The sequence below is a fragment of the Sphingomonas sp. NCPPB 2930 genome, assembly GCF_042867205.1.
Taxonomy (GTDB): domain Bacteria; phylum Pseudomonadota; class Alphaproteobacteria; order Sphingomonadales; family Sphingomonadaceae; genus Sphingomonas.
The window spans coordinates 24,047-45,289 of the sequence record NZ_JBHZQU010000002.1 but is presented as its reverse complement, the minus strand read 5'-3'; the positions used below and the strand labels follow the sequence as shown (position 1 = coordinate 45,289).

At 67.5% G+C, this 21,243-nt stretch carries 23 protein-coding genes and 1 pseudogene; 9 read left to right on the top strand and 15 right to left on the bottom strand.

What is annotated here, in order from left to right:
* Positions 1 to 16: 16 nt before the first annotated feature.
* Both ACFX59_RS03505 and ACFX59_RS03500 read right to left on the bottom strand, forming a co-directional pair.
* Positions 17 to 244, bottom strand: coding sequence for a hypothetical protein (locus ACFX59_RS03505; RefSeq protein ID WP_387429718.1), 228 nt, complete (start codon positions 242 to 244; stop codon positions 17 to 19).
* Between the two features lie 121 nt (positions 245 to 365).
* A complete protein-coding gene (locus tag ACFX59_RS03500) occupies positions 366 to 1,331 on the bottom strand; it encodes a cysteine synthase A (protein ID WP_354295566.1) in 966 nt (321 codons plus the stop codon).
* Between the two features lie 185 nt (positions 1,332 to 1,516).
* On the opposite strand from ACFX59_RS03500, the gene ACFX59_RS03495 reads away from it, so the two are divergent.
* The 3 genes from ACFX59_RS03495 to aat all read left to right on the top strand — a co-directional run bounded on the left by ACFX59_RS03495 (position 1,517) and on the right by aat (position 3,489).
* On the top strand, positions 1,517 to 1,903 hold the full coding sequence (locus ACFX59_RS03495; protein WP_307103371.1) for a hypothetical protein: 387 nt from the start codon (positions 1,517 to 1,519) through the stop codon (positions 1,901 to 1,903).
* Between the two features lie 117 nt (positions 1,904 to 2,020).
* Positions 2,021 to 2,734 (top strand): ParA family protein, encoded by a 714-nt coding sequence (locus ACFX59_RS03490; protein ID WP_307103369.1) that lies wholly within the window; start codon positions 2,021 to 2,023, stop codon positions 2,732 to 2,734.
* Positions 2,731 to 3,489: a leucyl/phenylalanyl-tRNA--protein transferase gene (gene aat / locus ACFX59_RS03485; RefSeq protein ID WP_387429714.1), complete on the top strand. Its 759-nt coding sequence runs from the start codon at positions 2,731 to 2,733 to the stop codon at positions 3,487 to 3,489. The genes ACFX59_RS03490 and aat overlap by 4 nt, the downstream gene beginning before the upstream one ends.
* A 35-nt stretch (positions 3,490 to 3,524) precedes the next feature.
* On the opposite strand, the pseudogene ACFX59_RS03480 reads toward aat, so the two are convergent.
* From ACFX59_RS03480 to ACFX59_RS03460, 5 genes and pseudogenes are all read right to left on the bottom strand, one after another.
* Positions 3,525 to 3,758: pseudogene (locus ACFX59_RS03480) on the bottom strand (DUF2155 domain-containing protein); the annotation flags it as partial.
* Positions 3,759 to 3,964: 206 nt separating this feature from the next.
* Complete coding sequence (locus ACFX59_RS03475) at positions 3,965 to 4,357, bottom strand: NADH:ubiquinone oxidoreductase subunit NDUFA12 (RefSeq protein ID WP_307104758.1); 393 nt, start codon at positions 4,355 to 4,357, stop codon at positions 3,965 to 3,967.
* 129 nt (positions 4,358 to 4,486) lie between these two features.
* Positions 4,487 to 4,957, bottom strand: a complete 471-nt coding sequence (locus ACFX59_RS03470; RefSeq protein ID WP_387430260.1) for a DUF192 domain-containing protein — start codon at positions 4,955 to 4,957, stop codon at positions 4,487 to 4,489.
* A gap of 36 nt (positions 4,958 to 4,993) precedes the next feature.
* A complete protein-coding gene (locus tag ACFX59_RS03465) occupies positions 4,994 to 5,557 on the bottom strand; it encodes a cold-shock protein (RefSeq protein ID WP_387430258.1) in 564 nt (187 codons plus the stop codon).
* A gap of 132 nt (positions 5,558 to 5,689) precedes the next feature.
* Complete coding sequence (locus ACFX59_RS03460) at positions 5,690 to 6,220, bottom strand: regulatory protein RecX (RefSeq protein WP_387429712.1); 531 nt, start codon at positions 6,218 to 6,220, stop codon at positions 5,690 to 5,692.
* 132 nt (positions 6,221 to 6,352) lie between these two features.
* Here ACFX59_RS03460 and ACFX59_RS03455 point away from each other — a divergent pair, with 132 nt between their 5' ends.
* Complete coding sequence (locus ACFX59_RS03455; RefSeq protein ID WP_387429709.1) at positions 6,353 to 8,107, top strand: fatty acyl-AMP ligase; 1,755 nt, start codon at positions 6,353 to 6,355, stop codon at positions 8,105 to 8,107.
* 305 nt (positions 8,108 to 8,412) lie between these two features.
* On the opposite strand, the gene ACFX59_RS03450 is transcribed toward ACFX59_RS03455, so the two are convergent.
* A complete protein-coding gene (locus ACFX59_RS03450) occupies positions 8,413 to 8,751 on the bottom strand; it encodes a DUF3140 domain-containing protein (RefSeq protein WP_387429707.1) in 339 nt (112 codons plus the stop codon).
* A gap of 46 nt (positions 8,752 to 8,797) precedes the next feature.
* A complete protein-coding gene (locus tag ACFX59_RS03445; protein WP_387429704.1) occupies positions 8,798 to 10,180 on the bottom strand; it encodes a hypothetical protein in 1,383 nt (460 codons plus the stop codon).
* A gap of 165 nt (positions 10,181 to 10,345) precedes the next feature.
* Here ACFX59_RS03445 and ACFX59_RS03440 point away from each other — a divergent pair, with 165 nt between their 5' ends.
* Positions 10,346 to 10,891 carry an isochorismatase family protein gene (locus ACFX59_RS03440; protein ID WP_354295555.1) on the top strand — a complete coding sequence of 182 codons (546 nt, stop codon included), beginning with the start codon at positions 10,346 to 10,348 and terminating at the stop codon, positions 10,889 to 10,891.
* A gap of 168 nt (positions 10,892 to 11,059) precedes the next feature.
* Here ACFX59_RS03440 and lpdA read toward each other — a convergent pair whose 3' ends face one another.
* From lpdA to ACFX59_RS03420, 4 genes are all read right to left on the bottom strand, one after another.
* Positions 11,060 to 12,472, bottom strand: coding sequence for a dihydrolipoyl dehydrogenase (gene lpdA / locus ACFX59_RS03435; protein WP_387429701.1), 1,413 nt, complete (start codon positions 12,470 to 12,472; stop codon positions 11,060 to 11,062).
* A gap of 64 nt (positions 12,473 to 12,536) precedes the next feature.
* A complete protein-coding gene (locus tag ACFX59_RS03430) occupies positions 12,537 to 12,932 on the bottom strand; it encodes an acyl-CoA thioesterase (RefSeq protein ID WP_307103353.1) in 396 nt (131 codons plus the stop codon).
* Positions 12,929 to 13,141, bottom strand: a complete 213-nt coding sequence (locus ACFX59_RS03425) for a hypothetical protein (RefSeq protein ID WP_307103351.1) — start codon at positions 13,139 to 13,141, stop codon at positions 12,929 to 12,931. Before ACFX59_RS03425 ends, ACFX59_RS03430 begins: the two co-directional genes overlap by 4 nt.
* A gap of 19 nt (positions 13,142 to 13,160) precedes the next feature.
* Positions 13,161 to 14,501, bottom strand: coding sequence for a pyruvate dehydrogenase complex dihydrolipoamide acetyltransferase (locus ACFX59_RS03420; protein ID WP_387429698.1), 1,341 nt, complete (start codon positions 14,499 to 14,501; stop codon positions 13,161 to 13,163).
* A 130-nt stretch (positions 14,502 to 14,631) separates the two neighbouring features.
* Here ACFX59_RS03420 and ACFX59_RS03415 point away from each other — a divergent pair, with 130 nt between their 5' ends.
* A complete protein-coding gene (locus tag ACFX59_RS03415) occupies positions 14,632 to 15,087 on the top strand; it encodes a universal stress protein (RefSeq protein WP_307103347.1) in 456 nt (151 codons plus the stop codon).
* 133 nt (positions 15,088 to 15,220) lie between these two features.
* Here ACFX59_RS03415 and trxB read toward each other — a convergent pair whose 3' ends face one another.
* Complete coding sequence (gene trxB, locus ACFX59_RS03410; protein WP_307103346.1) at positions 15,221 to 16,189, bottom strand: thioredoxin-disulfide reductase; 969 nt, start codon at positions 16,187 to 16,189, stop codon at positions 15,221 to 15,223.
* Between the two features lie 121 nt (positions 16,190 to 16,310).
* Between trxB and ACFX59_RS03405 the strand changes: the two genes are divergently transcribed.
* From ACFX59_RS03405 to fdhD, 3 genes are read left to right on the top strand one after another with little or no spacing between them, the layout of a single operon-like run.
* Positions 16,311 to 18,599 (top strand): FdhF/YdeP family oxidoreductase, encoded by a 2,289-nt coding sequence (locus tag ACFX59_RS03405; RefSeq protein ID WP_387429694.1) that lies wholly within the window; start codon positions 16,311 to 16,313, stop codon positions 18,597 to 18,599.
* 10 nt (positions 18,600 to 18,609) lie between these two features.
* A complete protein-coding gene (locus tag ACFX59_RS03400; RefSeq protein ID WP_387429692.1) occupies positions 18,610 to 19,116 on the top strand; it encodes a molybdenum cofactor guanylyltransferase in 507 nt (168 codons plus the stop codon).
* The gene (gene fdhD, locus ACFX59_RS03395; protein ID WP_387429689.1) at positions 19,113 to 19,919 is read left to right on the top strand and encodes a formate dehydrogenase accessory sulfurtransferase FdhD; all 807 of its coding nucleotides are present in this window, start codon (positions 19,113 to 19,115) and stop codon (positions 19,917 to 19,919) included. The genes ACFX59_RS03400 and fdhD overlap by 4 nt, the downstream gene beginning before the upstream one ends.
* 6 nt (positions 19,920 to 19,925) lie before the next feature.
* On the opposite strand, the gene ACFX59_RS03390 is transcribed toward fdhD, so the two are convergent.
* On the bottom strand, positions 19,926 to 21,158 hold the full coding sequence (locus tag ACFX59_RS03390; protein WP_387429687.1) for a diguanylate cyclase domain-containing protein: 1,233 nt from the start codon (positions 21,156 to 21,158) through the stop codon (positions 19,926 to 19,928).
* Positions 21,159 to 21,243: the final 85 nt, after the last annotated feature.

Genomic DNA, 21,243 nt, shown 5'->3' with positions numbered 1-21,243 from the left:
AGGCAGGTGTGGTGGATCAGCGGGCGGGTTCGGCGGGCGACTGGGCGTTGACGGGGGCGGGCGCGACGCCGAGTTCGGCCAGCGGTTCGCTGCTGGGGGCGGTCGCGTTCGCCACGGCCATGTCGGCCACCATGTTGCTCTGCGCCGCGCCGGCCGTCTCGACCGGCGGATTGTCGCGATTCAGCGATCCCAGGATGGTGCTGGCGACAGCGATCAACAGGATGACCGCAGCCAGGCCGATCATACCGACCTTCACACGTTGCATGATATGATGGTGGTCGGGTGACTTCATGAAGTGGGTGTAACTATCCTGCGCCTGCACCGATGTCGACCTCTACCACCGGAACGGCCCCACCGTCCCGGATTTAAAGACCCTTTTCCGCCCGCCACGCCGGATTATGGAGCGTGGAGAGGTAGCGAAACCCCGTATCGCACAAAATGGTTGCGATACGCTTGCCCGGCCCCAATGCCTTGGCCAGCGCCACCGCGCCGCCGACATTGATGCCCGACGACAGGCCCAGGCACAGCCCTTCCTCGCTCAGGAGTCGCTGCACCCAGTACCAGCCTTCCGCGTCGGAAATGCGAAATTGCGTGTCGATCGGCGCGCCGTCAAGATTGGCGGTGATCCGCCCCTGCCCGATCCCCTCGGCGACCGACGAGCCTTCGGACTTCAGCTCGCCATGCGCATAATAGTCGTAGAGCGCCGCGCCGTGCGGGTCGCTGAGCGCGATGACGACCGACTCGTCATGCGCCTTCAACCCCATGCCGACGCCCGCCAGCGTACCACCCGTGCCCGCCGCGCAGGTGAAGCCGTCGATCCGCCCGTCCAGCTGGGTCCAGATCTCCTCGGCGGTGCCGATGATATGCGCGCGGCGATTGGCGATATTGTCGAACTGGTTGGCCCAGATGGCATTGTCCGTCTCCTCGGCGATCCGGCGCGAGGTGTGGACGAAGTGACAGGGGCTGGAATAGGGCGCGGCGGGCACCAGGACCAGTTCGGCCCCCAGCGCGCGCAGCGTGTCCATCTTCTCGCGGCTCTGCGTCTCGGGCATCACGATGATCGTGCGATAGCCCTTGGCATTGGCGACCAGCGCCAGGCCGATGCCGGTATTGCCCGCCGTCCCCTCGACGATCGTGCCGCCGGGGCGCAGCGCCCCGCGCGCCTCGGCATCCTCGACGATGAACAGCGCGGCGCGGTCCTTCACGCTGGCGCCCGGATTGGCGAATTCGCATTTGCCGTAAATGTCGCAGCCGGTGGCCTCGCTCGGCCCCTTCAGACGGACGAGCGGGGTGTTGCCGATCAGGGCCAGCGTGTCGGGTGTCGCATCCATGCCCGCTAGATGGCCCCTGCCCCGCCGCTCGGCAAGCAAAGCCTTGCTTGGGAAGCCCCAAGCGCGAGGCCGGGTCGCGGGGCGCGGAGGACGCGGCGGCGCGTGCGGAGGCCCGACATTTCGACCCCGACGGCCATCTGCGCGCTTGACGGGGCATTGCTGCATTTGCGAAGCAACGCCTCGCTATGAAGAGCCTTCTCCCCCTCATCGTCGCCGCACCGCTGCTCGCCCTGGCAGCGTGCAATTCCAAGCCCAGCCAGCCCGAGGTGGTCGACACCAACCCCGATCCCATGGCCAATGTCCTGGCCAACCGCGCGCCGGTCGAACTGCCGCCCGCGATCAAGGCCGAAAAGACCTTCCGTTGCAAGGACCAGAGCCTGGCCTACGTCACCTTCTTCCAGGGTGACAAGCAGGCCAATGTCCGCCTGAAGGAAGGCGAGACGCCGGTCGTGCTGAAGGCTCCGGCCGCCGGAGAGCCGCTGACCGCCGAGGGTGGCTGGCGCCTGACGGGTGACGAGAAGACCATCACCCTGACCACCCCGAAAAAGGCCGCGCAGAGCTGCCACGTCTAAGACGTCTTTTTCCATCGTTCGGCAATCGGACGATAGGGACTTGATCGAAATCGGGCCGGCGGGGATACCTCGTCGGCCTTTTTCTTGGGGCAGGCTCGGGAGGTCGGGGGACGAATCGTGGCGGCGATCGCGATCTACAGCATGAAGGGCGGCGTGGGTAAGACCAGCATGGCGGTCAACCTGGCGTGGTGCGCGGCGACCCAGTGCGCGCGCCGCACCCTGTTATGGGATCTCGATCCGCAGGCCGCGTCGACCTGGCTGCTGGGCGGCCCGGCCCCCGGCGACCAGGCGCAGGCGATCTTTTCACGCGACGTCGCGGTCGAACGGCTGGTGCGCCGGACCGACACGCCCAACCTGTCGCTGATCGGCGCCGACACCTCGCTGCGCGGGCTCGACCTGCTGTTCCACCAGCTCGACAAGAAGAAGCGGCTGGGCAAGCTGATCGACGGGCTGGACGGCTATGACCGGGTGCTGCTCGACTGCCCGCCGGGGCTGACCGAAACGACCGACCAGGTGCTGCGCGCGGTCGACCTTATCGTGGTGCCGGTGGTCCCCTCCGCGCTGTCGACCCGCGCGCTGGAGGTGGTGGACAGCCATGTCCGGGGCCGCGTACCGATCCTGCCGGTCCATGTCATGGTCGACCGCCGCCGCCGCCTTCATGCAGAGGCCGTCACCGCCCAGCCCGACTGGCCCGCCATCCCCATGGCCAGCCTGGTCGAGGCGATGGGCGAGCACCGCGCCCCCATCGGCGCCTTCGCCCCGCGCAGTGCGGCGGCGCAGGCCTATGCGACGCTGTGGCGGGCGGTCGAACGGCGGCTGTCGGGGAAATGAGCCGGCGGGATCAGCCGGGCCCGGTCGAGCGGCTGACTCCCCATCTCGTGCTGGGCGCCTATGCCGTGGGGGTCTTTCCCATGGCCGACACGCGCGAAGCCGACCATGTCTATTGGGTCGAGCCCCGCAAGCGCGCGATCCTGCCGCTCGACGGCTTTCATTTGTCGCGCTCGCTGCGCAAGACGGTCGCCGCCGACCGGTTTCGCGTGACCGCCGACACCGCGTTCGAATCGATCATCCGGATGTGCGCCGAAAGCGTGCCCGACCGGCCCGAGACCTGGATCAATTACGCGATCGAGCGGGTCTTCATCGACCTGTTCGACATGGGCTTTGCTCATTCGATCGAATGCTGGGACGGCGAAGAGCTGGTTGGCGGGCTGTACGGCCTGGGGCTGGGGCGCGCCTTTTTCGGTGAATCGATGGTCAGCCGCCGGACCGACGCGTCCAAGGTCGCGATGGTCTGGCTGGTCGCGCGGCTGCGCGCCGGGGGGTACAGCCTGCTCGACTGCCAGTTCCAGACCCCGCATCTGTCGACCATGGGCGCGGTCGAGATCGGGCGCGACGATTATGTCGCGCTGCTGTCCGATGCGTTGGCCGGGGTGGTCGCGCCGGGGGCTTCGTCTGCGGGCGTGTCGGCGGCGGGCGACTTCGCCGCGCTCGACCGCTTGGGCGCCGCGCCGGGCGAGGCGGCGGGCACCGTCTCCGGGCCGGTTTCGGGCCAGGACATCGTGCAGCTCTTGGCCCAGACGTCATAGACCGGGTGCTGGACGACGTTCAGCGCCGGGCGTTCCTTGTACAGCCATCCCGAAAAGACGCGCTGCCACCGCTGATTGGCTCCGCGCACGTCCAGCTGGACGAAGGCGCCGGTCAGCTGTTCGGGTTCCCAGGATGCGGTCTTTTCGCAGGCGCGCAGGCGCACGACCGCGTCGCCGACGCGAATCGCCTGGCCCGGCTTCAGCGTCAGCTCGCGCGAAACGCCGTTGCGCTTGTTGAGCAGGCCGACCACCGCGACGCGCTCGGCCATCGGCGTGCCGCCGCTGGGCAGGTTCGCTTGGCCCGCATCGACCGATTCGATCCCCGACCCGCCGCCGGGGCGGTCGGGCAGGATCTGGCTGACCGCCGCATCCTCGGCGGTCGCCCCGTCCTTATGGGTCAGGGCGTGATAGCCGAACCAGCCCCCCACGCCCAGCGCGGCCGCCAGCGCAGCGCCGGCCAGCCAGCGAGCCGTCTTCACCCCTCGGGCGTCCAGGCTTCGTAATCGCCCGTCGCGGCGGCGCGCTGGCCGCCCTTTTCGAGCGCACCGGCCGGGCGATAGGCCATGGCGGTGCCGGTCTGGTTGGGCAGGGTCGGCTTCTGCCACGCGCGACGCAGCGGCAGCGAGCGGTCGGGCACATCCTCGATCTGATGATGCAGCCAGCTGAACCATTCCGCCGGAACCCGGCTGGCATCGTTCGAGCCCTTGTAGATCACCCAGCGGCGCGGGCGTCCGGCGGTGTCGCTGCCGCCTTCATAATAGACATTGCCGTGGGCATCCTCGCCCACCTGCGCCTTGCCGCGCAGACCGAACCAGGTGCCGATGGTGGCGCCGTTCCACCAGGTGAAGGGATTGAGGTTGATGCCCATGACGCGCCGTGTAGCCCGGCTGTCGCCGCCCTTCAACCGCGTTCCGCATGCATGGGGCACATGAAGCCCCTCCTCCCGGCAGCGGGGAGGGGTTTGGCGTGGTTCAGAGGTTACCCGCCCCGAACGGCCTCATTTCGCCCAGGACACCGAATCGCCCTCCGACAGGCCCAGTTCGGCCGCGCGGCCGCCGACCAGTTCCAGCACCGCCGCGACCGGCTCGCCCGAAGGGATGGGGGTTTCCGAGAAGGGCGTGGTATCCTCGGCGATGCGCGCGATGGTGCCGTCGGCGCGAATGAAGATGATGTCGAGCGAGGTCGGCGTGTTCTTCATCCAGAAACTCGCCTCGCGCGGGCCGCCTCCTTCGGGCGGATAGGGCGCGAACAACATGCCGTCATCGCGCTTCAGGTCGGTGCGGTACATCAGCCCCTGCTGCTGCTCGGCGGCAGTGCGCGCCTGTTCGACGTGCAGTTGCTGCTTGCCTGACGCGGCGACGATGGTCACCGGCACTTTCGGCGCCTGCTGGGCGTCCGCCGTCTTGGCCTGCTCTGCGCCCGAACAGCCGGTCAGCTGGATCGCGGCCAGCCCCAACGCGAGCGCCATGCCGCGCCCCGCCCCCATAGCCCGCTGTCGCACGCCTTACATCCTTTCCGTCACCACCACCGCCAACGGCCCCTTGGGCCCATCGACGATCCGCGCGGCCAGCGGCTGCCCCGGCTCGACCGTGATCAGGCCGCCGCGCCGCAGCGTCTCCATATGCACGAAGATATCCGCCCCGTCGCGGTCGCGCAGCAGAAAGCCATAGCCTTTCAGCCGGTTGAACCATTTGACCGCGACCAGTTCGGGATCGCCCGCGGCATCGACCAGCGTCTCGGGATCGATCCTGTCGGGCGAGCGGGGCCGCTTGGGCATTTCGGGCACGGCATGTGTCAGGTCGATGCTCAGCACCTCGCGCGCCTGATAGCCGCGCCCCCGCTCCACCGCGAGCATCTCCACCCGTGCGCCTTCGGGCAGGCTGCGCCGGGCATGCGCCTGAAGCACGGTGAAGTGCAGCAGCACATCCCCGTACGCCCGATCGTCCGCGACCGCGAAGCCGAAGCCGCGCGTCACATCGAACCACTTGACGACCCCCGTCAGCCTTACGGCCGCATCCGCCGCTTCGCCGTCGATGCCGCCCCCTGTATTTGGCGTTTCATCCAGCATCATCGCACCCTTGGATGCATTGCTAGCATCTTTGTTCGCACCCGCAATGCGAGGCGGATCACTTTTTGCTGGTCCGGAGTGGGACGAAACGGCCAAGATTCTTTGCTTGAAGGAAAATTTGCCGCATTTGGATCAATATTCCCGGTCGTCGATCATCTCGCCGGGCGCCGCCGACACGATCTGCCGGGCCAGCGCCATGTCATGACCGGCGCGCAGCATCGCCGCGAACTGCTTCTCGCGAAGCGCGCGATCCGCCTCGCCGTCGCCGAAAGGCCCGATTCGCCGCCGCCGGGCAAAGGCCAGCGCGGCGTCGCGCGCCGCCTCCGCCACCTGCCCTGCAATCGCCTCGTGATCCTCGGGCCCGACCCGCGCCGCCTGCAACGCCTGTCGCACCCGCCGCGCGCCCAGCCCCCGGCGAGCGAGCGACGCCGCCTTCATCTCGGCATAGGCGCGGTCGTCGATATAGCGCAGCTCGACCATCCTGACCGCCAGTCCTCGCGGATCGGGCGCATCCTCCCCCGCCCAGCCGCGTTCGCGCAGCTTGCGAGCCAGATACTCGACCAGCTTGCCCTCGGTCGTCGCGAAACGCTCGACATAGCGCAGCGCGATCTGCTCCAGCAATTTGGGATCAAGGGGCTTTGGCGGGCGACGATCGGCAGACACGCCTTGTTTGTGCCACACTGACACTGGAATTAGAACGCGGGAAGCCGCCGTCCATCCGGCGAAAGAATCATACTCGTCTCCGCGGCCCCGCGGCCCGGACGACGCAAGAGCATAAGGAACGAAGGCAAGGCCATGACGATCGAGCACCATCAGGACGACGCGCGCGCCATCATCGCGACGCCGACCGAAGATGCGCTGCCGCGCCGCTTCGCCGACTTCAATACGCTGGGCGAGGCGCTGGACTATGCCGCCTCGGGCTCGCGCGGTCTGAACTTCCACGATGCGCGCGGGGTCCTGACCCGTCCCTATCCCTTCTCCGAGCTGCGCGACGACGCGCTGGCCTGCGCCCGCCGCCTGATCGCCAGCGGCGTGCGCCCCGAGGAGCGGATCGCACTGGTCGCCGAGACGGGCCCGGAATTCGCCGCCCTCTTCTTCGGCGTGATCTATGCGGGCGCTTGGCCGGTGCCGCTGCCGCTGCCGACCTCGTTCGGCGGGCGCGACAGCTATATCGAGCAACTGCGCGTCCAGCTTGCCAGCTGCGACCCCAAGATGCTGATCTTCCCGCCCGAACTGGCGCAGATGGCGGGTGCGGCGGCCGAGGCCGCGGGCGTCGAGGGGATCGACTGGGACAGCTTCGCCACTCGCGAGGCGCCCGAGGCGCCGCTGCCCGAGGCTAAGTCGGACGCGATCGCCTATCTGCAATATTCCAGCGGCTCGACCCGCTTTCCGCATGGCGTGGCGATCACCCACCATGCGCTGCTCAACAATCTGGCCGCGCACAGCCATGGCATGAAGATCCAGGAGAGCGACCGCTGCGTCTCGTGGCTGCCCTGGTATCACGATATGGGCCTGGTCGGCTGCTTCCTGTCGCCGGTCGCCAACCAGGTGTCGACCGATTACCTGAAGACCGAGGATTTTGCGCGTCGCCCGCTCGCTTGGCTCGACATGATCAGCCGCAATCCGGGTACTTCGGTCAGCTATTCGCCGACCTTCGGCTATGACATCTGCGCGCGCCGCATCTCGTCGCAGACCAAGGCGTCGGACCGTTTCGACCTGTCGCGCTGGCGGATCGCGGGCAATGGCGCGGACATGATCCGTCCCGACGTCATGCAGTCCTTCGTCGACGCCTTTGCCGATGCGGGCTTCCAGGCGACCGCCTTCCTGCCCTCCTATGGCCTGGCCGAGGCGACGCTGGCGGTGTCGATCATGCCGCCGGGCGAAGGCATCCGCGTCGAGCTGGTCGAGGAAACCCAGCTGTCGGGCGGCGCACGCGGCACCGACCGTCCGCAGCGTTTCCGCGCCATCGTCAATTGCGGCAAGCCCGCGCGCGACATGGTGATCGAGATTCGCGAGGAGGACGGTACGCCGCTTCCCGACGGGGCGATCGGCAAGGTGTGGTGCAAGGGCCCGTCGGTCATGGTCGGATATTTCCGCGACCAGGCCGCGACCGAAGCCTGCATGGTCGATGGCTGGCTCGACACCGGCGACATGGGCTATATGTCCAAGGGCTATATCTACATCGTCGGCCGCGCCAAGGACATGATCATCGTCAACGGCCGCAACCACTGGCCGCAGGATATCGAATGGGCGGTCGAGCAGCTGCCGGGCTTCAAGGCGGGCGACATCGCCGCCTTCGCCATCACCACGCCGGGCGGCGAGGAAACCCCCGCCGTGCTGGTCCAGTGCCGCAGCTCGGACGACGAGGAGCGCGCCCGCCTGCGCGACGAGATCCGCGAGCGCGTGCGCGCGGTGACCGGCATGAACTGCGTCATCGAACTGATCCCGCCGCGCACCCTGCCCCGCACCAGCTCGGGCAAGCTGAGCCGTGCCAAGGCCCGCAACCTGTATCTGGCGGGCGAGATCAAGCCGTACGACGTTGCTGCCTGATTTTCCCATCGGGGGCAAAGAGGGGCTCGGTCGAAAGACCGGGCCCTTTTTCCATCTCCATCACCTTGGAGCCGGTATCCCCATCCCCCGTTCAGCCTGAGCGAAGTCGAAGGCCAAGGGAATCCGGTCGCCCCGACCCCAACCACCACCCCGGCGAAGGCCGAGGTCCAGTGGCCACCCAGTCCGTGACGTGCTCGATAGACCACCCCGACTGGACCCCGGCCTTCGCGGGGGCGGCGGCGGCATGGGGTGAGGACTAGGCGTGGCCTTCGACTTCGCTCAAACTGAACGGCGTTCCGGGCATCTCAGTCCTTCAGCGGGTCATGCCCCCAGTTCATCAGCGAATAGCGCCAGGGCGAATGCTCGACATCCTTGTCGGGGCCGCCCTGCTTCAGATGCCGGTGCACATAGCCGACGACCTTCTTCATATGCGCATAGTCGTCGTCGGTCAGATCGGCTTTCTTCTTGCGCTTGATCGCGACAATCTTGCCGCCCGATTCATGCCCCACGCTTTCGTCGGCGCCGTCCTTCTTCTGCCCGACCTCCTTCGACTCGTCGCTGCCGAGGAATTTCTCGAGTTCGGCGGGGGCCATGTTCACGGCCTCCTTGAAGTCGGCATAGATCTGGTCGTGGTCGTCGGCCATTTGCGGCTCCTTTCGGCGGGGTAACGCCGCCGACCGGATTTCGGGTTCAGACCAGCATGCCCTGATAGCTTTGCGGCGGCACGGCCATGGTCGCCCGTGCGATCCCGCCGAGCAGCAGCACCGCGACCAACCCCGCCAGCGTCGTGCGGACGATGCGCCGGTCGCCCTGCCACGGCTTGGCCAGGATCAGCCCTAGCGCGCAGGCCATGACTGGCCACAGGTGATAGCGGAAATCCGAAGCGACGCTGACGACCAGGAAGCTGGCCTCCAGTCCCAGCGCCGATCCGAACAACGCCCCCGCCAGCCCGCTCCCCCGCGTCACCGCCAGACCGCCCGCCGCCAGGATGATCCAGACGATCGGCCACATGACCGGCGCATCGACCCAGGGGCTCGCCATGCGCTGCCACGTCAGCGCGACGGGCCCCGGATGGCCCAGGCCATAGTCGTTCGGCTCGCTGCCCTGCGGCGGCGCGGCGTTGGGCCAGCGCGGCGGCACCCACAGACGCCAGGTCGAATTGACATGCGCCAGCCGCTGCGCCGCATAGGCCAGCGGATGATGCAGCATGGCGGGGGCCAGCCGGGCATAGAGACGCGAAGGCGGGATCGTCTCGAACCGCTGCAACCGGGTGCCGCACCGCGCGGGCTCGCCCAGCGGGTCCCAGAAGAACGGCTTCACGCACCCCTTGGCGCGGATTTCGGCGACCTCCTGCGGGGTGAAGCCCAGCCGCGCGTCATAGGGCACCCGCACGGCGATTCCGGCCAGATCGTACAGCGCCTGCGATCGCGCGACGCCGCTGGGCTTTGCTCCGAGAAGCTTGTGATTGACGAGCGGCGCGACCGCCAGCGTCGCCAGCGTCAGCGCGACGGTGATCGCGATCCGGCGGCCCCAGCGATCGGCGACGAGCAAGGCGACCAGCGGCGCGATGGCGAAGATCGCATTGGCCCGGACCAGCGCCGCATAGGCGAGCAGCATGCCCGCCGCCGCCCAGCCCCATCCGGGAACACGCTGCCCGCGCAATCGCCACCAGCCGAGGATGCCGACCGCCGCCAGCGCCGCGCCGGTCATCTGCGCGTCCTTCAGGATCGCCACCTGCCAGCCCAGCCAGGGCGGCACCAGCCCGACCGCCAGCACGCCCAGCGCCGCGCGCGGCCGCCGGTCGACGATCGCCGCCGCGATACACCCCAGCCCCAGCCACCATGTCGCCAGTTGCAGGACCAGCATCGGCCGCGCCCCCTGCCCCGGAAACAGCGACCAGAGCCGGGCCATGATCGGCGGGTGCCAGTCGTCATATGTCCCGGTCAGCGCCTGCGCATATTGGCCCACGCTGTCATATTCGACATAGCCCGGCGCGAAGATCAGCAGGCTCAGCCCGAACAGGATCAGCGCCGCGATGGCGATGCGCAGGCGGTGGGAAAGGGCTCGGGTCATGGCTCGCCGGTCGAACTGTTGCGGATGCGACCGATGCGGCCAAAACCATCCGTTTCGCAAGCGAAATGCGGCAGGATGGCCCGGATAGACCGATCGGCCATGGCCTTTGCGCGGCCCCCCGCGTGGATTAGGGGCATTGCAGCGAAGATGGGGGAGCGAGTGGGCATGACCAGCGCCTTGGTGATCATCGACATGCAACAGGCGATGCAGGACCGGATCGACGCCGGGCGTCCGCACGTCAACGGGGATGCCCCCGCCAGGATCGAGGCGCTGGCCGAGGCGTTTCGCGGGGCCGGGCGGCCGGTCATCCATATCCGCCATGCCGAGGCCGACCCGACCTCGCCGCTACATCCCGACGCGCCCGGCTATCCGCCAATGGCCTGCGCGGTGGAGCGGCCCGGTGAGGCGATCTTCGTGAAGCGCAGTTCCTCCGCCTTCGCCACGACGCCGCTGGCGGCGCATCTGCACGAACAGGGGCTGTCGCATCTCCACATCGTGGGGGCGGTGGCGGGGTTCTGCGTCAACTCGACGGTCCGCGCGGCCTCCGATCTGGGCTTTGCGGTGACGGTGGTGCCGGATGCGGTGCTGGGCTTCGACCTGCCCTCCGCCGGGCTGGAGGCGCAAGCGATCTTCGATGTCACCATGGGATTGCTGGCGGCGGATTTTGCCGAATTGCGCGACAGCGAGGCGGTCCTGGCCGAATTGGGGTGAGGGTTGGGCGTGGCCTTCGACTTCGCTCAGGCTGAACGGGGATTGGGGAGCGGCATCATTCCCTCGCTCCGTTCAGCCTGAGCGAAGTCGAAGGCCAAGGGCATGCCCCAACGAAAAAGGGGCCCGCCGCAGCGAGCCCCTTCCCGATTCTGAAACCGGAAAACCGGATCAGATGTGCAGCGCGCGCCCATAGGCGGCCAGCACCGACTCGTGCATCGATTCCGAGATGGTCGGATGCGCGAACACCGTTTCCATCAGCTCGGCCTCGGTCGTCTCCAGCTGGCGGGCGACGACATAGCCCTGGATCATCTCGGTCACTTCCGCGCCGACCATGTGCGCGCCCAGCAGCTCGCCGGTCTTGGCGTCGAACACGGTCTTCACGAAACCCTCGGCCTCGCCCAGCGCGATCGCCTTGCCGTTGCCGATGAAGGGGAACTTGCCGACCTTCACTTCGTAACCGGCTTCCTTGGCCTTCGCTTCGGTCAGGCCGACGCTGGCGACCTGCGGACGCGAATAGGTGCAGCCCGGGATGTTGCCCTTGTCCATCGCATGCGGGTGGACGTCCTTGTTGCCCAGTGCCTGCGCGATGGCCTCGGCGGCGATCACGCCCTCATGGCTGGCCTTGTGCGCCAGCCAGGGAGCACCCGTCACGTCGCCGATCGCCCAGATGCCGTCGACATTGGTGCGGCCATAGCCGTCGGTCTTGATGTGACCGCGATCGGTCTCGACGCCCAGCTTTTCCAGGCCGATATTCTCGGTGTTGGGGACGATGCCGATGGCGACGATCGCATGGCTGAACTCGGCGGTCTCGACCTTACCGTCCGGGCCCTTGATCGTCGCCTTGACGCCCGATGCGGTCGCCTCCAGCTTTTCGAGGCCGGTCTTGGTCTTGATGGTCATGCCGAACTTGGTCAGCTGCTTGGTCATGAAGTCGCTGACTTCGGCGTCCTCGACTGGCATGATCCGGTCGAGCATCTCGACGATGGTCACTTCCGCGCCCATGTCGTTGTAGAAACTGGCGAACTCGACGCCGATCGCACCCGATCCGATGACCAGCAGCTTGGTCGGCATGGCGGGCGGCACCATCGCATGGCGATAGGTCCAGATGCGCTCGCCATCCGCCTTGGCGAAGGGCAGGTCGCGGGCGCGCGCGCCGGTGGCGACGATGATGTGCTTGGCGGTCAGCTCGGTGGTCTTGTCGCCCTGGACGACCGACAGCTTGCCCTTTCCGGTGATCGTGCCGACGCCCTCATGGACGGCGACCTTGTTCTTCTTCATCAGGCCCTTGACGCCGGCATTCAGCTGGCCCGCGACCTTGCGGCTGCGATCGACCACCTTGTCCAGGCTGAACGAGGGCTTTTCGACCGACAGGCCGTATTGCGCGGCATGGGTCATATAGTGATACACCTCGGCCGAGCGCAGCAGTGCCTTGGTCGGGATACAGCCCCAGTTGAGGCAGATGCCGCCCAGCCGCTCGCGCTCGACGATCGCGACCTTCAGGCCAAGCTGGCTCGCGCGGATCGCCGCGACATAGCCGCCGGGGCCGGAGCCGAGGACGATAAGGTCGTAAGTGTCAGCCACGTTGCTCTTCCTTCTGAACGCGCGCCTTGGCGGTGCGTGGGGTGTGACCCCGAGAAAATTTCAATCAGTCTTGCGCGGGAGTCAGCGGCGGAACGCTGCGCGGCTTGCGGTCCTTGTCGGTCGCGACGAACACGAAGCGGGCCTGCGTCACCTTGGTCGCATCCTCGACGTGGCGGGCGCGGCGCCAGGCCTCGACTTCGATCGTCATCGACGTGTTGCCGACCCGGACCAGCGTCGCATAGACCGACACCTCGTCGCCGACGAGCACGGGGGCGTGGAACTTCATCCCCTCCGCCGCGATCGTGACCGCGCGGCCGCCCGAATGGCGCGACGCCACCGAACCCGCCGCCAGGTCCATCTGGCCCATCAGCCAGCCGCCGAAGATATCGCCATAAGGATTGGCGTCGGACGGCATGGCGGTGACGCGGATGGTGGGGTTCTGATCGGGCAGCGTGCTCATTGTTCGGCGTGTCTCCGTGCCATGCGGTCGGCAATGCGCGCCCGGTGGAGCGGGCCGATGCCCATCGCCATCGTCGCGACCATCGCCGCCACGCCGCACCACCAGATTTCGGTGCGGCCCAGCGGATAGGCCCAGGCCGCGGCCCAGGTCATGACGAGCGCCGCGATCAGCCCCAGGCCGATATAGAACAGCTCGATCCGAACCCGCATGGCGCCCGCCCCCGGTCTATCAGGCCAGCATCGCCAGCGGACGCTCGACCAGCTCCTTGAACACCTTCATCAACTCGGCGCCATCGGCCCCGTCGATCGCGCGGTGGTCGAAGCTGCCGGTCGCCGACATGACGGTCGCCACGCCCAGCTGGTCGTCGACGATATAGGGGCGCTTCTCGCCCGCGCCGATCGCCAGGATCATGCCCTGCGGCGGGTTGATGACCGCCTCGAACTGCTTGATGCCGAACATGCCCATGTTCGAGATCGAGGCGGTGCCGCCCTGGAATTCATGCGGCTGCAGCTTGTTGTCGCGGGCGCGGGTGGCCAGGTCCTTCATCGTGGTCGAGATGGACGACAGCGAGCGCGTATCGGCCTCCGACACGATCGGGGTGATGAGGCCCGCCGGGGTCGACACCGCGACCGAGATGTCGGCGCGCTTGAAGCTGATCAGCTGGTCGGGCGTGAACATGACGTTGCACTTCGGCACCGCCATCAGCGCGACGCCCAGCGCCTTGATGAGCATGTCGTTGACCGACAGCTTCACACCGCGCGATTCGAGACCGGCGTTCAGCTCGCCACGCAGCTTGAGCAGCGCGTCGAGACGCACGTCCACCGTCAGATAGATGTGCGGAACCTGCTGCTTCGACTCGGTCAGGCGACGCGCGATCGTCTTGCGCATGTTGGACAGCTTCGACGCCTCGTGCGGGATGTCCGGCACCTGCGCGGGCTTGGGCGCGGCGACGGGGGCCGAGGCGGTTTCCGCCGGAGCCGAGGTCGACGCGGCCGGAGCCGCAGCCTTGGCCTGGCCCGGCTGCGCATTCTCGACGTCCGCCTTCACGATGCGGCCGTTGGGGCCCGATCCGGTCAGCGCCGACAGGTCGAGACCCTTTTGCGAGGCGATGCGGCGGGCCAGCGGGCTGGCGATCGCGCGGCCGCCCTGGCCGGCCTGCTTGCCCGAATCGGCGGGCTTGCCATGATCCTCGGCCTGTTCGACCGTGCGCTCGACGGGCTTGGCTTCGCTGCCGGTCTTGTTGGGATCGGTGGGGTCGGTCGGCATCGGCTTGGCCGGAGCCGGGGTTCCCGACTTGGACGGCGCCTGAACCGACGCGGCGTCCTCGCCCTCTTCGGCCAGGATCGCGATGACGGTGCCGACCTTCACATTGTCCGAACCCTCGGCGACGAGGATCTTGGCGATCACGCCTTCATCCACCGCCTCGAATTCCATCGTGGCCTTGTCGGTTTCGATCTCGGCCATGATATCGCCGGACTTCACCGTATCCCCTTCCTTCACCAGCCATTTGGCCAGCGTGCCTTCCTCCATGGTCGGCGACAGCGCGGGCATCTTGATCTCGATCGACATGGAGGTCCTCTCGGGGCAAACCAATTCCGTAGCGGCCCGTCTCTTGCGCCCGAATTGCGCCCGGTCAAGTCATGGCCTTGCACGAAATGTTATGTAACGGCATCCATTCGACACAAATTGGGGGGCCGCCATGCGTATCTATCTGGTCGTGATCGACGACAGTCCGGAATCGGTGATCGCCCTGCGCTTTGCTGCGCGACGCGCGGTGAAGACGGGCGGCGGCGTCGAGATCCTGACCGTCCTGCCGCCGCAGGAATTCATCGCGTTCGGCGGCGTCCAGGCGACGATCGAGGACGAGGCGCGCCAGCAGGCCGAGGCGCTGGTCGCGAGCGCGGCGGGCACGCTGCTCGACGAATCGGGGCTGCGTCCCTCGATCACGGTGCGCGAGGGCGATGCACCCAAGGTGATCCGCGAGATGATCGCGGCCAATCCCGACATCGCCGCGCTGGTGCTGGGCGCCGCCGCCAGCGGCGCGCCGGGCAAGCTGGTCAGCCATTTCTCGGGCACCGACGCGGGCGCGCTACCCGTGCCGGTGATGATCATTCCGGGGTCGCTGACGCTGGAGGCGATCGATCGGTTGAGCTGAATCCTCCCCAGCATGGGGAGGTGGCAGCCCGAAGGGCTGACGGAGGGGGGCCTCCATATAGGTCGCTCTTTGCGGCACGCCCCCTCCACCACCGCTTCGCGGCGGTCCCCCTCCCCGTATCGGGGAGGATTTTTTACTCCGCCGCCTTGGCCAGATCTTCGAACTCCGCCGCCGCCAGGAACCGCTCGGCATCCAGCGCGGCCATGCAGCCGGTGCCAGCCGCCGTCACCGCCTGGCGATAGACCTTGTCCGCCACGTCGCCGCACGCGAACACGCCGGGCACGCTGGTACGGGTCGATCCCGTCTCGACCGCGATATAGCCGTCCGAATCCAGCTCCAGATGCCCCCGGAACAGCTCGGTCGCCGGGTGATGGCCGATCGCGACGAAACCGCCCTCCACGTCCAGGCGGCTATGCTCGCCCGTGACCGTGTCGAGCAGATCGAGCGCGACGAGGCCCGCATTGCCGCCGCCATCGACGAACTCGCGGACTTCCTTGTTCCACAGCACCTTGACGTTGGGATGTGCGAACAGCCGCTCCTGCAGGATGCGCTCGGCGCGCAGCGAATCGCGGCGGTGGATCAGCGTCACGTCGTCGCTATGGTTGGTCAGGTACAGCGCTTCCTCGACCGCGGTGTTGCCGCCGCCGATCACCGCGACCTTCTTGCCGCGATAGAAGAAGCCGTCGCAGGTCGCGCAGGCCGACACGCCCTTGCCCTTCATCGCGTCTTCGCTGTCGAGGCCCAGCCACTTGGCCTGCGCGCCCGTCGCGATGACCAGCACCTCGCCCTCATAGACGTCGCCACCGTCGCCGATCAGGCGGAACGGGCGGTTGGTCAGATCGACCTGGGTGATGGTATCCCACATCATCCGCGCGCCGACATGTTCCGCCTGCTTCTGCATCTGCTCCATCAGCCAGGGGCCCTGGATGACGTCGGCAAAGCCCGGATAATTCTCGACATCCGTGGTGGTGGTCAGCTGGCCGCCCGGCTGGATGCCCTGCACCACGATCGGCTGCATCCCCGCGCGCGCGCCGTAGATGGCGGCGGACAGCCCGGCGGGCCCCGAGCCGAGAATGAGCATGCGGGTGGCGTGGGTGGTCATGTCATAGTCCTGTGAAGCATGTTTGCGCCCTAGATAGTCGCGCGAGCGACAAAAATGAACCGCTTCTCATGCGGCCATTCGGCGCTAACTTCGTTTGACGCTGCAAGTGGAGATGGGCCTGATGCGCGACGACGACGATGTGAAGATCACCAAATATACCGCCCCCGCCGGCGGCTGGGGATCAATGAAGGGCATGGCCAAGATCCTCCCCAAGGAGGGGCTGGGGCCCGAGACGCTCGACACGTTGCGCCGCCAGAACAAGCCCGGCGGGGTGATGTGCGTCAGCTGCGCCTGGGGCAAACCCGCCAAGCCGCACATCGCCGAGTTCTGCGAAAACGGGGCCAAGGCGACCGCGTGGGAGCTCAGCTCGCTTCGCGTCACGCCCGATTTCTTCGCCAGGCATACGGTCAAGGAGTTGGAGGCATGGCCCGACCATGATCTGGAGCAGGCGGGCCGCCTGACCCATCCGATGCGCTATGACCGCGCGAGCGACAAATATGTCGCGGTCAGCTGGGACGAGGCGTTCGCGGCGATCGGCGCCAAGCTGAAGACCTGCGACCCGACCAAGGTCGTGCTCTACGCCTCGGGCCGCGCCTCGCTCGAAACCTCGTTCATGTATTCGCTGTTCGCGCGGATGTGGGGGCAGCAGAACCTGCCCGACAGCTCCAACATGTGCCACGAGACGACCTCGGTCGGGCTCAAATCCGCCATCGGCTCGCCCGTCGCGACGATCCAGATGGAGGATTACGACAAGTGCGACGCGATCTTCTCCTTCGGGCAGAATGTCGCGACCAACGCGCCGCGCATGCTCCACAATCTCCAGGCCTGCGCCAAGCGCGGGGTGGAGATCGTGACGTTCAACCCGCTGCGCGAACGCGGCTGGGAACGCTTCGCCTCGCCGCAGAACCCGATACAGATGCTGACCGGCAGCTCGACCGACATCTCGACCCAATATCACCAGGTGAAGGCGGGCGGCGACATCGCCGCGCTGACCGGCATTTGCAAGCTGGTGATCGAGGAGGATGACCGCGCGCTCGCCAAGGGCACCAAGCGCATCCTCGACCATCACTTCATCGAGCAGCACACGACCCGGTTCGAGGATTTCGCGAGTTACTGCCGCCAGGCGGCGTGGAGCGAGATCATCCGCGATTCCGGCCTGACCCGCGACGCCATCGAACAGGCCGCGCGCGTCTATATGAAGTCGGAGCGGGTGATCGCGGTGTACGGCATGGGCATCACCCAGCACCGTTACGGGATCGACGCGCTGCACATGATCGTCAACCTCCTGTTGCTTCGCGGCAATATCGGGCGCGAGGGTGCGGGACCGGGGCCGGTTCGCGGGCACAGCAATGTGCAGGGCCAGCGCACCGTCGGCATCACGGAGAAGACCGAACTCGCCCCCGTCGAGCGGCTGAAGGAGTTGTTCGAGTTCGAGCCCCCGACCGAAAAGGGCTGGGACACGGTCGAAGCCTGCCGCCAGATCATCGCCGGGACCGCGCAAGGATTCGTCCAGCTCGGCGGCAACTTCCTGCGCGCCACGCCCGAACATGCCAGGATGAAGGCGGCCTGGGCGAAGCTGCCTATCACCGTTCATATCGCGACCAAGCTCAACAAGAGCCATCTGGTGCCGGGCGAGGAAAGCTACATCCTCCCCTGCCTGGGCCGGTTGGAAACCGATATGCAGAAGGGCGGTCGCCAGGCCGTGTCGATGGAGGATTCGTTCAGCCACATCTATGGCTCGGTCGGCAAGGCGACGCCCGCCGCCGACACGCTGCTGTCCGAACCCGCCATCGTCGCCGGGATCGCCAAGGCGGTTCTGCCGCCCAATCCGAACGTGCCATGGGACGAATGGGTCGGCGATTACGGACTGGTCCGCACCGCGATCGAGAATGTCTATCCCGACAAGTTCGCCAACTTCAACGAACGGCTGTTCGAGCCCGGCGGCTTCTGGAAGGGCAATCCCGCCTCGCACCGCAAATGGGAAACCGAGAGCGGCAAGGCCGAGTTCAACGTGCCGCGCGCGATGGATGCGTCGGGTATCCCCCTCGCCGAGGGGCGGATGCGCCTCATCACGTTGCGGTCGAACGACCAGTTCAACACGACCATCTATGGCTATGACGATCGCTTCCGGGGGATCAGCGGGACGCGCATGGTGGCGATGATGAACAAGGCCGACATTGCCAGGCTGGGCCTGTCGGACGGACAGACCATCGCGCTGGAAAGCGATGCCGATGACGGGCAGGACCGGGTGGTCGAGGGTCTGCGCGTCGTCGAGTATAACATCCCTGAAGGGTGTATCGGCGGCTATTACCCCGAACTCAACTATCTGATCCCGCTGGAACATCATGCGCTGGAAAGCCATGTGCCCGCGGGCAAGTCGGTGCCGGTGAAGGTGCGCGTCCCCGCATGAGCATGACGTCATGAGCATATTGGGAGCTGTGCTGACCGGGGGGCGTTCGTCGCGCTTCGGATCGAACAAGGCGGTCGCCATGCTGGGCGACCGTACCTTGGTGGCGCATGCGCGCGCCACCATCGCCCCCCATTGCGCGCGCGTGGTGCAGGTGGGCGGCGCGCAAGGCGTGCCCGACATGCCCGAGCCCGATCTGGGGCCGCTCGGCGGGATCGCGGGTGCGCTGGACTATGCCGCTGCCCATGGCTTTCGCTGTGTCCTGACCATCGGGTGCGACATGCCGCGCCTGCCCAACGGGCTGATCGACGCGATCCTGCGGCGCGAGCCCAGCTATTGCCAGGATGCGCCGGTGCTGGGGCTCTGGCCTTCCGCCCTGGGGGCGCATCTGATGGCGCATCTGTCGCTCAACCGCGATCGCTCGGTGCGCGGCTGGGTCCAGGCGATCGGGGCGATCCCCATCGCATCGCCCCAGCCGATCGCCAATGTGAACACCCCCGCCGACCTCGCCGCCCTGTGACGGCGGTCACTGGCGATCCCGTCCGGCCGCTGACGCTCGTCCGCCTGTCGCCCGATACGGTCGAGCCGATCACCCGCGCCGTCGCGGTCGAATGCCCGGTTGCGATCGAGGTCGACGGCTTTGGCTATGCGGTGATGATGATGACGCCCGAGCGGCTGGCGGACTTCGCCACCGGCTTCCTGCTGACCGAACGGCTGATCGACGCGCCGGGCGATATCGTCGAGATCGATCCCTTTGCGGCGGAGGCGGGCTGGATCGTCCGCGTGACGCTGGCCGAACATTGCCGGGGGCGGATCCACGACCGGGTCCGCCACCGTACGAGCGACACCAGCTGCGGCCTGTGCGGGCTGTCCGGGCTGGAGCAGATCGCCCGCCCCGTCGCCAACCGCCCCCCTGCCCCCCAGGCCCGCACCGCGACGCTGTTCGCCGCGCTGGAGGGCATTCGCGCGTCCCAGCCGCTCAACGCGCTGACCGGCGCGGTCCATGCCGCCATCGCCTGCAATGCGGCGGGCGTGACGCTCGCGGCGGCGGAGGATGTCGGGCGGCACAATGCGCTCGACAAGCTGGTCGGCACGCTGGCGCGATCGGGTCGGGCGGCGGACTTCATCCTCGTCACCTCGCGGATCAGCTATGAGATGGTCGACAAGGCCCTGGTCGCGGGCGTCGGGATGCTGGTCGGAATCTCGGCCCCGACCAGTCTCGCGATCGACCATGCCCGTACGCAGGGCCTGACGCTGATCGCGCTGGCGCGTGCCGATGCCATGCTGGTCGCGAACGACCCGCACGGGCTGTTCCGCGACTGACCGGGCCTAGCCCGTGGCGACGCGCCGCCCCGGTTCGGACTCGTCGTGCCAGTCATGGGACGGCTCGACCGCCACGGGCATCGGCTCGTGCAGGATATGGTCGCGCCCGGCCCGCTTGGCGCGATAGGCCAGCTGGTCGGCGCGGGCGATCAGATCGTCGAGCGTCTCGCCCGGTGCATGGCGCACGATGCCGCCGCTGACCGTCAGGGGTGGCAGGCCCTGCCGGTCGAACCGACGAAGCAGGGCGCGGATGTCGCCGGCCAGGTGGCTGGCCCGGTTGTCGGATCGCTCCGCCGGACCAAAGGCATCGGGCACCAGCAGCGCGAATTCCTCACCCCCCAGGCGCACCGCCAGCACGTCGCGCGCCGCCACGGTCCGCAGCAGGTCGGCGAAGGCCACCAGCACCCGGTCCCCCATCGCATGCCCAAACATGTCGTTGACCCGCTTGAAGTGATCGAGGTCCAGGACCATCGCATAAAGGCCGTGCCCGTCACGCTTGGCCTCGGCGAGCAGCGCGGGGCCCGCCCGGGCCAGTCCACGCCGATTGGCCAGCCCGGTCAACGGGTCGCTCTCCGCATCCCGTATCGTGTCGTCCAGCGCCTTCTGGATGACCAGCAGCATCAGGAACAGCCCGGCCGCGACCAGCAACACCCCGGTCGAGACCTGCGACACGACCGCATAATAGCTGGTCGCATAATATTGCGCCGAATGCCCCGCCCCCAGCGACGCCGCCATGAACGGCTTGGCCAGGAAATGCGCGCCGATGATCCCGAACACCACCATCAGCAGGGTTCGGATCGGCCCCTTCTGCGCGATCCGCCGGATGGAGAGCAGGACCAGGATCGATCCGAGCGCGAACGGCAGCTGGAACAGCATCTCATAGGGCAGGCTGTTGCGGGTGCCGCCCAGCAGGCTCATCCGCAGGGTCATTCCGCCCGCCCATAGCAAGGCGGCGGGACGGCGGCATAGCCGATGACCCGCAAAGGCCTGGATCCCCACCGACATCACCGTGATGGCGCCGAGGAACGCGGCATATCCCAGCACCGCGAACAGCAGCCGATAATCGGTGAAGCGGAACAGCAATTCGCAGATCGGGGTCAGGAAACCCAGCAGATAGCTGACCATGAACCAGACCGCCGCGCGCTGCCGCGAATAGGTGATCGCGACGACGCCGTACGTCACGACGAACAGCGCCGCCATGCAGCTATTGGCTATCAGGGCATAGACGGCGGCATTCACGGCGTGGAACCCAAAGCCTCCCATTGGGGTCGTGATGAGGGGACCTATCGCCCGATTGACCAAATATCCGTTAAGATCAGGTCAT

Coding starts and splice junctions, on each gene's coding strand:
- ACFX59_RS03465 (WP_387430258.1), bottom strand. CDS start 5,557: ATGCTGGATGAAACGCCAAATACAGGGGGCGGCATCGACGGCGAAGCG.
- ACFX59_RS03400 (WP_387429692.1), top strand. CDS start 18,610: ATGAGCATATTGGGAGCTGTGCTGACCGGGGGGCGTTCGTCGCGCTTC.
- ACFX59_RS03440 (WP_354295555.1), top strand. CDS start 10,346: ATGACCAGCGCCTTGGTGATCATCGACATGCAACAGGCGATGCAGGAC.
- ACFX59_RS03450 (WP_387429707.1), bottom strand. CDS start 8,751: ATGGCCGACGACCACGACCAGATCTATGCCGACTTCAAGGAGGCCGTG.
- ACFX59_RS03420 (WP_387429698.1), bottom strand. CDS start 14,501: ATGTCGATCGAGATCAAGATGCCCGCGCTGTCGCCGACCATGGAGGAA.
- ACFX59_RS03430 (WP_307103353.1), bottom strand. CDS start 12,932: ATGAGCACGCTGCCCGATCAGAACCCCACCATCCGCGTCACCGCCATG.
- ACFX59_RS03505 (WP_387429718.1), bottom strand. CDS start 244: ATGATCGGCCTGGCTGCGGTCATCCTGTTGATCGCTGTCGCCAGCACC.
- ACFX59_RS03470 (WP_387430260.1), bottom strand. CDS start 4,957: ATGGCGCTCGCGTTGGGGCTGGCCGCGATCCAGCTGACCGGCTGTTCG.
- ACFX59_RS03455 (WP_387429709.1), top strand. CDS start 6,353: ATGACGATCGAGCACCATCAGGACGACGCGCGCGCCATCATCGCGACG.
- ACFX59_RS03475 (WP_307104758.1), bottom strand. CDS start 4,357: ATGGGCATCAACCTCAATCCCTTCACCTGGTGGAACGGCGCCACCATC.
- ACFX59_RS03495 (WP_307103371.1), top strand. CDS start 1,517: ATGAAGAGCCTTCTCCCCCTCATCGTCGCCGCACCGCTGCTCGCCCTG.
- ACFX59_RS03415 (WP_307103347.1), top strand. CDS start 14,632: ATGCGTATCTATCTGGTCGTGATCGACGACAGTCCGGAATCGGTGATC.
- aat (WP_387429714.1), top strand. CDS start 2,731: ATGAGCCGGCGGGATCAGCCGGGCCCGGTCGAGCGGCTGACTCCCCAT.
- trxB (WP_307103346.1), bottom strand. CDS start 16,189: ATGACCACCCACGCCACCCGCATGCTCATTCTCGGCTCGGGGCCCGCC.
- ACFX59_RS03405 (WP_387429694.1), top strand. CDS start 16,311: ATGCGCGACGACGACGATGTGAAGATCACCAAATATACCGCCCCCGCC.
- ACFX59_RS03425 (WP_307103351.1), bottom strand. CDS start 13,141: ATGCGGGTTCGGATCGAGCTGTTCTATATCGGCCTGGGGCTGATCGCG.
- ACFX59_RS03500 (WP_354295566.1), bottom strand. CDS start 1,331: ATGGATGCGACACCCGACACGCTGGCCCTGATCGGCAACACCCCGCTC.
- ACFX59_RS03445 (WP_387429704.1), bottom strand. CDS start 10,180: ATGACCCGAGCCCTTTCCCACCGCCTGCGCATCGCCATCGCGGCGCTG.